Here is an 11633-nt window from a genome sequence, read left to right as displayed (position 1 = left end):
CCCCGCCCGTCAGGCGGAGGCGCGGTAGACCAGCTGGGTGTCCAGCAGGAGGTGGGGGGCGGGGATGTCCTCGCCGCGGATGCGGGCCACCAGCAGGCGGGCCATCTGCCGGCCCATCTCCTCCACCGGCTGGAAGACCGTGGTCAACGGCGGGTCCGCCTGCCGGGCGACCGGCGCGTCGTCGAAGCCGATCACCGCGACGTCTTCGGGCACCCGCCGACCCGCCTCGCGCAGCGTACGCAGCGCGCCGAACGCCATCAGGTCGGACGCGACGAACACCGCGTCCAGGTCCGGGCAGGCGTCCAGGAGCCGGCGCATGGCGCTCGCGCCACTGCCCTCGCTGAAATCGCCGTACGCGATCAGGTCGGGGTTGACGCCGGCCCCGGTGGCCTTGACGGCCTCGGTGTAGCCGGCCAACCGCGCCAGGCCGACGCCCATGTCCTGGGTGCCGGCGATGGTGGCGATCCGGCGCCGCCCCTGCCCCGTCAGGTATTCCACGGCCTGCCGGGCCCCGCCAACGTTGTCCACGTCGACGAACCAGGCCGGCTGGGCGCCGGGTTGCAGCATCCGGGCCGGCCGGCCGCCGAGCACGGCGGGCAGACCGCGTTCCTCCAGCAGGGTGGGCAGCGGGTCGGAGTCGTGCAGCGACAGCAGCAGGACGCCGTCGACGTGCTGATTGGTGAGGTGGTGCTCGACCCGCTCCCGCTCCACCGGCGACTGGGCCATGGCCAGCCAGAGCTGCATCGGCGTCTCCAGCAGCCCGGAACTGATCCCCCGCACGATCGCGGCGAAGAACGGCTCGGTGAAGACCCGGTCGCCCGATTCGGACACCACCAGCGCGACGGAATCGGTCCGCTGGGTGACCAGCGCACGGGCGGCACGGTTCGGCACGTACCCCAGTTCGGCGATGGCCTGTTGGACCGCGGCCCGGGCCTCCGGGCTGACCTGGGGCGAGCCGTTGACGACGCGGGAGACCGTGCCCCGGCCCACGCCGGCGCGCGCCGCGACCGCGTCGAGGGTCGGGCGCCCGAGCGACCGGGTGCGCTGCGTTGTCATCGTCTGCTCCTCCGACGGCGGGCGGACCCGGTGCCACCGACGGGAGGTGGACACCAGGACCGCCCTGATGGCTGGCCCGAGCCTATTGTGCGGCCAGACCGTTGCGTCGGATCACCGAGGCGTACCACCTGGCGCTGGACTTGGGGATACGAACCTGGCTGTCGTAGTCGACATGGATCATGCCGAACCGCTTGGTGTAACCCCAGGCCCACTCGAAATTATCCATCAACGACCAGGCGAAGTAGCCCCGCAGGGGCACCCCCGCGTCGATAGCCTCGTGCGCGGCGCGCAGGTGGGCGTCGAAGAAGGCCAGCCGGTCGACGTCGTCGACCTGCCCGTCGACCACCGTGTCCACGAACGCGGAGCCGTTCTCGGTGACGTACAGCGGCAGGTCGGTGTAGTCGTCGTGCACCCGCCGCAGCGTCTCCGACAGGCCGGGAGCGTCGATCTCCCAGCCCATGTCGGTGACCGGGACGCCCCGGGTGACGAACCGGACGTCCTCGCTGCCCGGCCAGCACGACGGGGCCGGGTCGGCCTCGACGCCCTCGGCCGACGCGGCGACGACGTGCCGGCTGTAGTAGTTGACGCCGACCATGTCCAGCGGCGTGGCGATGGTCGCCAGGTCACCGTCGTGCACGTGGTCGAAGTCGGTGACCGTGCGCAGGTCGCTCACCAGGTCCTGCGGGTACGACCCCCGCAGCAGCGGGTCGAGGAAGAAGCGGTTGGCCAACCCGTCGATCCGCCGGGCCGCGTCCACGTCGGCGGGAGCGTCGGTGGCCGGGTCGACCGGGTAGAGGTTGACCGTCACACCCACCTCGGCGTCCGGCCGGATGGCCCGCAACGCCTGCACGGCCAGACCGTGGCCGAGCATCAGGTGGTGCCCGGCACGGACCGCGTCCGCGCCGTCGGTGCGGCCTGGCGCGTGCACGCCGGAGCCGTAGCCGAGGAACGCCGAACACCAGGGCTCGTTCAGCGTGGTCCAGTAGCGCACCCGGTCGCCGAGCGCGTCGGCGACCAGCGTCGTGTAGTCGGCGAAACGCGCCGCGGTGTCGCGGGCCGGCCAGCCGCCCGCGTCCTCCAGCGGCTGGGGCAGGTCCCAGTGGTAGAGGGTCAGCCACGGCTCGATGCCGTTAACCAACAGCTCGTCGACCAGCCGGCGGTAGAAGTCCAGGCCGCGCTGGTTGGCCGCACCAATGCCGCCGGGCTGCACCCGCGACCAGGAGACCGAGAAACGGTACGACTTGAGGCCCAGCTCGGCCATCAGCGCGACGTCGTCGCCGAGCCGGTGGTAGTGGTCGCAGGCCACGTCGCCGGTGTGCCCGGCGACGACCCGACCGTCGGTGTGGCTGAAGGTGTCCCAGATCGACGGGGTACGGCCGTCCTCGGCCGCCGCCCCCTCGATCTGGTACGCGGCGGTCGCGGCACCCCACAGGAAGCCGGGCGGAAAGGTCAACCCGGGCCGGTCGTCGAGGACACCGACGGCGGGCGGGCTGGCGGGGTTGCTCACGACTTGACGGCACCTTCCATGATCCCGCCAATGATCTGGCGGCCGAACAGAACGAATATGACAAAGAGGGGAAGGGTCGCGATCAACGTACCCGCGAAGATCTGGGAATTGTCCGCGAAATATGCGGTGTTCAGGCTGCGCAGCGAGATCTGCACGGTCGGGTTGGCCGGGTCGGCCAGCACTACGAAGGGCCAGAAGAACTGGTTCCACTGCTCCATGAAGGTGAGCAGACCGAGCACCGCCGCCGCGGGTCGCAGCGCCGGCACCACCACGTGCCAGTAGATGCGCCAGGTGGAGCAGCCGTCGACCCGGGCCGCCTCGATCAGTTCGTTGGGCACGGCCTGTTCGGCGTACTGGCGCATCATGAAGATGCCGAAACCGCCGATCAGGAACGGCACGGTCACCGACGGCATGGTGTTCAGCCATTCCAGCTTGGCCATCAGGATGTACAACGGCAGCACGCCGAGCTGGATGGGAACCATCATCGAGGCGAGTATGACGAGCAGCAGCGCGTTCTTGCCCCGGAACTTCAGCTTCGCGAACGCGAACCCGGCGAGCGAGCCGAAGAAGACGGTCGCCACCGTGATCGTGCCGGACACCAGGAACGAGTTCAGGAGACCCTTGACGATGTTCGCGTCGCCGTTGTCGAGCACCCGCTGGATGTTCTCACCCAGCTTGCCGCCGGGCAGGAACGGCGGTGGCCAGGAGTTGGCCGCGTCGCTCGTCCGCGAGGCGATGACGATCATCCAGTAGAACGGGAAGAGCGACAGGATCACGCCGAGGACGAGCCCGAACCAGGTCAGGGGGCTGGCCGTCCAGAGCTTCTCCGCCTGGTGGCGGATGCCGGTACGCCCGGCCGGCGGCAGCGCCGCCGGTGGTCGCAGAGTGGTCATGGTCATGGGTGCGCCACCCTCACTTGTCGGAGCTGATTCGGCGGGCCAGCAGGTAGTTGAGGAACGAGACGGACGCGATCAGCAGGAACAGCACCAGGGCGACGGCGCCCGCGTACCCCCACCGGAACCGCTGGTTCATCACGTCCAGCAGGTACATCGTGATCGTCTGGAACTGCCCCTCCGAGCCACCGGAGAGCGCGCCCGAGCCGCTGGTGAACATGAGCGGCTCGGTGAAGAGCTGCAAACCGCCGATGGTCGAGATGATCAGCGTGAAGATGATGGTGGGACGCAGCTGGGGAATGGTGATCGACCAGAACTGCCGGCGCCGGGAGGCGCCGTCGATGGCGGCGGCCTCGTACATGTCCTTGCTGATCGACTGCATCGCCGCGAGGTAGATCAGCGCGTTGTAGCCCACCCACCGCCAGTCGACCATCGTGGAGATGGCGAACCAGGAGGCGAACCGGTTGGCGCGCCAGTCGATGGGGCCGAGGCCGACCAGGTCGAGCAGCCAGTTCACCAGGCCGAACTCCCGGGCGTAGATCATCGAGAAGATGAGCGCCACCACGGCGGTCGAGGTGATGATCGGCATCGCGATGGCCAGTCGGAAGAACATCTGCCCGCGGATGCGCCGGTTCAGGGCGTTGGCCAGCAGCAGGGCGATGATCAGCTGCGGAACGGTGGACAGCACGAACATCCCGAAGGTGTTCAGCACCGCGTTCCAGAACTGCGGGTCGTTCGTGAGCAGCTCGACGAAGTTGTCCAGGCCGACGAAGCTGATCGTGGAGTTCAGCGGTGACCGGTCGGTCATCGCGATCCAGAACGTGTAGAAGATCGGGTAGATGCCGAAGATCGCGAAGAGCACGAAGAACGGCAGGACGAAGACGTACGGGGTCAGGCGCAGGTCCAGCCGGTTCAGCAGCCGGCCGCGTGCTGGGGAGTGCCGCGGAGAGGGACGCTGCCGGGGGGCCGGCGCGGCCGGCGGCGCGGGGGTCTTCAGTGAGCTCATGGGCGGTCCTTCACACTCGGCGGCGCCGTCGGGCGCCGCGGCAAGGCGTTCCGACGCGGGTTGACGGGTGGTGCCGGAGGAGTCCGGCACACCCGTGAGCGCGTCGACAGCCGGTTACTTGCCTGCTGCCTCGCCGTTCTTCACCGCGTCCTGCCAGGCCGCGTCGGCGGCCTTGCCCTGCTCGACGCTGCGCAGCGCGTTCTCGACCGCGTCGCGGACCGCCTGGTTCTTCGGCCCGAGGTAGACCGGCTTCAGCTCCTTGGCGCCGGCGGCGAAGATCTTGCCGATCGGTGCCCCGCTGAAGTAGTCGTTGGTCGCGGCGAGCACGGCCGGGTCCTCGAGGGCCTGCGGCGACGAGGGCAGGTTACCGACCTTCTTGAACGCCTCGGTCTGGCTCTTGGCGCTGGTCAGGAACTTGGCCAGCTCCGCGGCCTCCTTCTGGTGCTTGCTGGACTTCGGCACAGCCAGCCACGAACCGCCCCAGTTGCCGCCGTTGCCAGGCGCCTTGGCCACGTCCCACTTGCCGGTGGCCGCGTCACCGGCCTGCCCCTTGATGACACCGGTCATCCACGCCGGGCAGCCGATGGTGGCGAAGCTGCCGTTCTTGAAGCCGGCGTTCCACTCGTTGGAGAAGCTCTTGAGGTTGTTCGACAGACCGGCGGCGGTCATCTTGGTGGTCAGCTCGAATGCGGCCCGCACGTCCGGGTTCTCTCCGACGGTGAGCTTGTTGCTCTTGTCGAAGTAGGTGTAGCCGGTGCCCTCGCCGGCCTTCTGCATCAGCACGATGTTGTAGAAGTTCGTGGCCGAGTCGACGAACTTGTGCTTCTTGTCGGCGGCGACGAACTTCTGCCCCTGGGCGATGAACTCGTCCCAGGTCGGCCAGAGGGCGCCAACCTGCTCGCGGTCGGTCGGCAGGCCGGCGGCCTTGAACAGGTCGCTGCGGTAGCAGACGGCCATGCCGCCGACGTCGGTGCCGAGGCCGAGCACCTTGCCGTCCGGCGTGAGGCCACCCTCCCACTTCCAGGGCAGGAAGTTGCCCTTCAGGTCGTTGGCGCCGTGGTCGGCCAGGTTCACGAACTTGTCGGCCTGCGCGAAGAACTGCACGATGGTGCCCTCTTCGAGGGCGACGACGTCGCCGGCGCCGGCGCCCGCGGTGATCTGCTGCGTCAGCCGGGTGTTGTAGTCGCCCAGGCCCAGGCCCTTGCCGCGCTCCTGGATCTTGACGTTCGGGTGCTCCGACTCGTACTGCTTGTAGAGCTCCTCGTACCCGAAGCCCTGGTCGCCGAAGACGTCGACGACGAGGTTGACCTTTCCGCCGTCCGATCCGGACGACGAGTCGTCGCCGCAGGCGGTCGCCGAGGCGAGCACGGCGACGGACGCGAGCGCGATCGCCGCAAAGCGGCGACGTGAGGTGACGCTCATCCTGACCCCTCTCAAGTGGTGAGGCTTGGTGTCGTGTGTGGCGGGGGTTGCTGCAACGCCCTGCTGTCGCCGGGCCGATGGCCGTGGCATCGCGGGGGGGGAGCCGTGAGGAGATGTCCGCCACTCCCCCGGGAGCGCTCCCATGAGATTGCCGGCGCACCCCTGGGGTGTCAATAGACCACTGGGAGCGTTCCCAGATCGTTACCGCCCTGTTTCGGACCGACACTCGCGCCGATCAGGCGGCGCTGGGCCGACCGCGCCGGGGGTCAGCAGAAGCGGCGCAGCAGCGTGGTCGTGCGGTCGAGGTCGAAGCGGGACGGGTCGTAGGTGACCCCGGCCCAGTCGCGCAGCAGGGCGTATCGCGGGTCGGCAGGCGCGGCCGGATCGTCGAGCGCGACCAGCAGCGCGCGATAGCCCGACGGCCCGCCGATGCCCTCCGGCGGGCAGGCCCGCTCACCGTCCAGGCAGATCGGATACCGCTCGTCCGGGTCCGCGGTCAGCGCGTCCTCGACGACCAGGTCGTGCTCCCACCAGTCACCGAAGTCGTACGTGTAGGAGAACCGGCTGCCCTTGCCGAGCACCGCGTCCAGCCGCACGTCCAGCTCGTCGTCCAGCGCGAGCTCCCCGTCCGGGTCGGGCTCGCCGTACTGCACGGCGTCGATCTCGAACGAGTGCAGGTGGCAGTCCCGCCAGCCCATCGCGTGCTGCACGACCCGGTGCAGTCGGTCCAGCGTGTAGCCGGCCGGTACGAGTACCCGACGCCACACCGGCGGACGGACGCCGGCGAGGGACATCTTCAGCTGGAAGATCTGACGCGGCATGCTGTCCTGTCCTCCCGCGGCTTAGGCTGCCAGCATGATCTGCCGAGCATGCCGGGCCCGGCGGCACGGCGACTGCCCGGGCCGGAACTGGTGCGACTGCCAGCACCGTACCGCCCGGCCGACCCCTCCGGTCACCGGTCCGGCCACCGAATGACGGTCGGGATCCCGATTCGAAGGCTCTGGCCCGAGCCGTCGACCCAGCCTCTCGACGACGCCACGCTGACCCACCTCTACCGTCGCGCGGACCGGCCCCGGCTGCGAGTCAACTTCGTGGCCAGCCTGGACGGCGCGGTCACCGTGGACTCGTACTCCGCCGGGCTGTCGGGTGAGCCGGACAAGCGGGTCTTCGGCCTGCTGCGGATGCTCTGCGACGCCCTGGTGGTGGCCGCCGGCACGCTGCGCCACGAGGGTTACCGAGCGGTCCGGCTCGACGAACGCCGTCGCGCCTGGCGTCGTGCGCACGGACTGGCCGAGTACCCGACGCTGGTGGTCGTCTCCGGCTCACTCGACCTGGATCCGGCGCAGGCCGCCTTCGCCGACGCGCCGGTCCGGCCGATCGTGCTCACCCACGCCGACGCCGACCCGCCGCCCGGCCTGAGCGACGTCGCCGACCTGCTGCGCTGCGGCGGCGACCGGGTCGATCTGGCCGCCGGTCTCGCCGAGCTGCACCGCCGCGGGCTGACCCAACTGCTCTGCGAGGGCGGCCCCCACCTGCTCGGCGCGCTCACCGCCGCGGACCTGGTGGACGAGCTGTGCCTCACCGTCGCACCACTGCTCGCCGGGCCGGGCCCCGGGCGGATCACCGCCGGCGACTCCGCCCCGCCCCGACACCTGCCGCTGGGGCATGTGCTCGCCGCCGACGACGGCGTTCTCCTGCTCCGCCACGCCCGCCCGTGACGGGCCGTCGCCCTGTCACACACCAAGCGTCGTGAGTGTGACGGCGCATGGTGTCGTCCGCCGCGTCGCGTGGCGACCTGTCGTACTCCTCGGGCAGGATGCAGGGCATGCGCGCCGACCGTGATGCCCGACCGACCCGAGTCGCCCGATGACCGACGCCGGCCTCGACGGCCCCGGCGAGCCGGTCGGCCGGGTGCTGGGCACCGCCGACGCCACCCCGTTGCAGTTCTGGACGGCCGTGGCGCCGGGCAGTTACCTCCAGCTCGACGACGTGGTGGTGACCCGGCGGGAGCTGCCCGACCGCGAGCCGGTGACGATCGCCGGCGTGGTCACCCAGGTCCGGGCCCGGCACGAGGGCGCCCAGTTCGACTCGGACGTGTTCGCCATCGCCGACGGCACGCTGCCCGCGCAGGTGCAGGAGGCGGCCGAGGTGACGACGACCCGGGTCGATCCGGAGTTCTACGTGCCGCCGACCCCGGGCGCCGTGGTGCACCGGGCCGAGGGCGACGCCCGGGCGCGGGCGCTGCACTTCGACCGGATGGAGCGGCGCATCCCGATGGGCATGGGTCGTGACGGGGTGCCGGTCTACCTCAACGCCGACTTCCTCGACGGCAGCCGGGGCGCGCACGTCTCCATCTCCGGCATCTCCGGTGTGGCCACCAAGACCAGCTTCGCCACCTTCCTGCTCTACTCGGTGTTCCGCTCGGGGGTGCTGGGCGGCGACGCGGTCAACGCCAAGGCGCTGATCTTCAACGTCAAGGGTGAGGACCTGCTGTTCCTCGACCACCCCAACACCCGCCTCGACGAGCCGACCCGCGCGGCGTACGCGAAGCTCGGGTTGACCGCCGGCGCGTTCCCCGACGTGCGGGTGTACGCCCCGCCCCGGGTCGGTGACGCCGCCGGCACACCGGACGTGAGCAGCCGGCTCACCGGGGTGGACTCCTTCTACTGGACGTTGAGCGAGTTCTGCGCCGACCGGCTGCTGCCGTACGTCTTCGCCGACGCCGACGACGAGCGCCAGCAGTACACGATGGTCGTCCACTCGGTCACCGCGCACCTGGCCCGCTACGCCCAGCCGGCGGACGGCGGGGTGAGCATCGACGGGGTCCGGCTCGGCTCGTACGGCGACCTGGTCGACCACATCGTCGACCAGCTCAACGACGACGAGACGCGCTCCGACTGGGCGGGCAGCGCGGTCGGTCTGGGCACCGTCAACGCGTTCGCCCGCCGGTTGATCGGCAGCAAGAAGGACCTCGCCCGGCTGATCCGCGGCGACCTGGCCACCCGCCGCCCGCACTCGATCAACACGAGCGAGTCCGCGCAGGTGACCGTGGTCGATCTGCACAACCTGCCGGACCGCGCCCAGCGGTTCGTGGTCGGTGTGACGCTGAAGAGCGAGTTCGAGCGCAAGGAGAAGTCCGGCACCGCCAAGCCGCTGCTCTTCGTCGTTCTCGACGAGCTCAACAAGTACGCCCCCCGGGAGGGCTCCTCGCCGATCAAGGAGGTTCTGCTGGACATCGCCGAGCGTGGTCGGTCACTCGGGGTGATCCTGATCGGCGCCCAGCAGACGGCGAGCGAGGTGGAGCGGCGCATCGTCACCAACTCGGCGATCCGGGTGGTCGGCCGGCTCGACCCGGCCGAGGCCTCCCGACCGGAGTACGGCTTCCTCCCACCGGCGCAGCGGCAGCGGGCGTTGCTGGCCAAGCCGGGCACGATGTTCGTCAACCAGCCGGACATCCCGGTGCCGCTCTGCCTGGAGTTCCCGTTCCCGGCCTGGGCGACCCGGGTCTCCGAGGCGGGCCGGGCGCCTTCGGAGACGCTGCGTTCGATCACCCAGTCCGCCGACCCGTTCGCCGTGGTGGGCTCCGGCGGCGGCACCGACGACGACATCCCGTTCTAGCTAGGGGCCAGCGCAGCCATGAAGATCCTGCACACCTCCGACTGGCACGTGGGCAAGGTGCTCAAGGGGCAGTCCCGGGCCGAGGAACACAAGGCCGTGCTGGCCGGGGTGATCGACATCGCCCGTGCCGAGCAACCTGATCTGGTGATCGTCGCCGGCGACCTCTACGACACGGCCGCGCCCACCTCGGAGGCGACCCGGCTGGTCACCCGGGCGTTGACGGCGCTGCGCCGCACCGGCGCGGACGTGGTGGCGATCGGCGGCAACCACGACAACGGCCCGGCGCTGGACGCGCTGCGTCCGTGGGCCGACGCCGCCGGCATCACGCTGCGCGGCGGGGTGCGGGAAAACCCGGACGAGCACGTCATCGACGGCACCACGGCGGGCGGCGAGCGGTGGCGGTTGGCCGCGCTGCCCTTTCTGTCCCAGCGGTACGCGGTGCGCGCGCTGGAGATGTACGAGCTGACCGCCGCGGAGACCAACCAGACGTACGCCGACCACCTGGGCCGGGTGTTGGGGCGACTCACCGAGGGTTTCACCGAACCGGACCGGGTGCACCTGGTCACCGCGCACCTGACGGTGACCGGCGCGGCCACCGGCGGCGGTGAACGCGACGCGCACACGGTGCTCGGTTACGCCGTGCCGGCCACGGTCTTCCCGGCGACCGCGCACTACGTGGCGCTGGGCCACCTGCACCGGGCTCAGCGCGTCGAGGGTCCCTGCCCGGTGCGCTACAGCGGCAGCCCGTTGGCGGTCGACTTCGGCGAGCAGGAAAACGTCCCGTCGGTGACGATGGTCGAGGTGACGGCCAGCACCGCCGCGCGGGTGCGGGAGGTGCCGGTGACCGCGGCGAGCGCGCTGCGGACGGTGCGGGGCACCCTGGCCCAGCTCGCCGAGATCGAGGCGCCGGACGCCTGGCTGCGGGTGTACGTGCGGGAGCAGCCCCGCGCCGGCCTGCGCGAGGAGGTCCAGGAGCTGCTCCCCCGGGCGCTGGAGATCCGGATCGACCCGGAGCTGCTGGCCGCGTCGGGCAGCGGGGCGCGCATCGCGCAGCGGTCGGGCCGGTCGCCGCGGGAGTTGTTCGCCGACTACCTGGACAGCCGGGGCCACGCCGACGAGGGTGTCCGGGAACTCTTCGACGAGCTCTTCGAGGAGGTCGATCACTGATGCGCCCGATGCGGCTGGACATGGCGGGGTTCACGGTCTTCCGGGACGAGACCACCGTCGACTTCACCGACGCCGACTTCTTCGCCCTGATCGGCCCGACCGGTTCGGGCAAGTCCACCGTGTTGGACGCCATCTGTTTCGCCCTCTACGGCACCGTGCCCCGCTGGGGTGGCGCCCGGGGGTTGGCGAACGCGCTCGCGCCGTCGGCGGCCGAGGCCCGGGTGCGGCTGGTCTTCGAGTCCGGCGGCGCCCGGTACGTGGCGACCCGGGTGGTCCGCCGCGACGGTCGGGGCAACGTGAAGACCGCGAACGCCGGGTTGCAGCTGATGCCGGCCGGTTTCGACGTGACCAAACTGGACACCGGGTTGAGCCCGGACGATCTCGGTGAGGTGGTGGCCGGCACTCCCGCCGAGATGGAGCAGGCGGTGCTGGAGGCGGTGGGGCTGCCGTACGAGCAGTTCACCAGCTGTGTGGTGCTGCCGCAGGGGCAGTTCGCCGATTTCCTGCACGCCAAGCCGGCGACCCGGCAGCAGATCCTGGTCAACCTGCTCGGCCTGGGCGTCTACGAGGACGTGCAGAAGCGGGCGACGGCACGCGCGGCGCAGGCGGAGGCCCGCCTCGAAGCGGTCGACCAGGTGCTCGCCGGGCTGACCGGCGTGGACGACGAGGCGCTGGCCGACGCGGACGCCCGGGTCGACCGGATGGTCGAGCTGTCCGCCGCGGTGACCGCCGCGGTGCCGGAGTTGGCGGCGGCCCGGACCGCCGCGCGGGAGGCGGCGGCGGCGCTGACCGCCCTGGACGACGAGCTGACCGTGCTGTCCGGTGTGCGGGCGCCGGGCGGGGTGGCCGAGGTGGCGCTCGCGGTGACGGCGGCGCGGGCCGAGGCCGAGGCGGCGGCCACGGCCGTCTCGTTGGCCGAGGAGCGCGAGGAGAAGCTGCGCGGCGAGCTGTCCGGCGCGGGGAC

The 11633-nt window shown here is 71.0% G+C and carries 10 protein-coding genes; 4 read left to right on the top strand and 6 right to left on the bottom strand.

The window, feature by feature from the left end:
* Positions 1–9: 9 nt before the first annotated feature.
* The 6 genes from JNW91_RS04515 to JNW91_RS04490 form a co-directional block, all read right to left on the bottom strand.
* The gene (locus JNW91_RS04515) at positions 10–1056 is read right to left on the bottom strand and encodes a LacI family DNA-binding transcriptional regulator (protein WP_203173679.1); all 1047 of its coding nucleotides are present in this window, start codon (positions 1054–1056) and stop codon (positions 10–12) included.
* An 82-nt stretch (positions 1057–1138) separates the two neighbouring features.
* Positions 1139–2563: a GH1 family beta-glucosidase gene (locus JNW91_RS04510; RefSeq protein WP_203173678.1), complete on the bottom strand. Its 1425-nt coding sequence runs from the start codon at positions 2561–2563 to the stop codon at positions 1139–1141.
* Entirely contained in the window at positions 2560–3462 is a 903-nt protein-coding gene (locus JNW91_RS04505) for a carbohydrate ABC transporter permease (protein ID WP_238424348.1), read from the bottom strand. Before JNW91_RS04505 ends, JNW91_RS04510 begins: the two co-directional genes overlap by 4 nt.
* Before the next feature lie 13 nt (positions 3463–3475).
* Entirely contained in the window at positions 3476–4462 is a 987-nt protein-coding gene (locus JNW91_RS04500; RefSeq protein WP_203173677.1) for a carbohydrate ABC transporter permease, read from the bottom strand.
* Between the two features lie 114 nt (positions 4463–4576).
* On the bottom strand, positions 4577–5884 hold the full coding sequence (locus JNW91_RS04495) for an ABC transporter substrate-binding protein (protein ID WP_203173676.1): 1308 nt from the start codon (positions 5882–5884) through the stop codon (positions 4577–4579).
* Between the two features lie 266 nt (positions 5885–6150).
* Positions 6151–6705 (bottom strand): plasmid pRiA4b ORF-3 family protein, encoded by a 555-nt coding sequence (locus JNW91_RS04490; protein ID WP_203173675.1) that lies wholly within the window; start codon positions 6703–6705, stop codon positions 6151–6153.
* Between the two features lie 150 nt (positions 6706–6855).
* Between JNW91_RS04490 and JNW91_RS04485 the strand changes: the two genes are divergently transcribed.
* The 4 genes from JNW91_RS04485 to JNW91_RS04470 form a co-directional block, all read left to right on the top strand.
* The gene (locus JNW91_RS04485) at positions 6856–7602 is read left to right on the top strand and encodes a pyrimidine reductase family protein (protein ID WP_203173674.1); all 747 of its coding nucleotides are present in this window, start codon (positions 6856–6858) and stop codon (positions 7600–7602) included.
* Between the two features lie 148 nt (positions 7603–7750).
* The gene (locus tag JNW91_RS04480) at positions 7751–9502 is read left to right on the top strand and encodes an ATP-binding protein (protein ID WP_203173673.1); all 1752 of its coding nucleotides are present in this window, start codon (positions 7751–7753) and stop codon (positions 9500–9502) included.
* 18 nt (positions 9503–9520) lie between these two features.
* Positions 9521–10669, top strand: a complete 1149-nt coding sequence (locus JNW91_RS04475) for an exonuclease SbcCD subunit D (RefSeq protein ID WP_151492217.1) — start codon at positions 9521–9523, stop codon at positions 10667–10669.
* Positions 10669–11633: AAA family ATPase (locus JNW91_RS04470; RefSeq protein WP_203173672.1), on the top strand; the 965-nt coding region annotated here is incomplete at its 3' end. The genes JNW91_RS04475 and JNW91_RS04470, both read left to right, overlap by 1 nt.

Source organism: Micromonospora parastrephiae, assembly GCF_016802865.1.
In the GTDB taxonomy this organism is placed as follows: domain Bacteria; phylum Actinomycetota; class Actinomycetes; order Mycobacteriales; family Micromonosporaceae; genus Micromonospora; species Micromonospora parastrephiae.
This window is presented reverse-complemented; position numbering and strand designations above follow the sequence as displayed.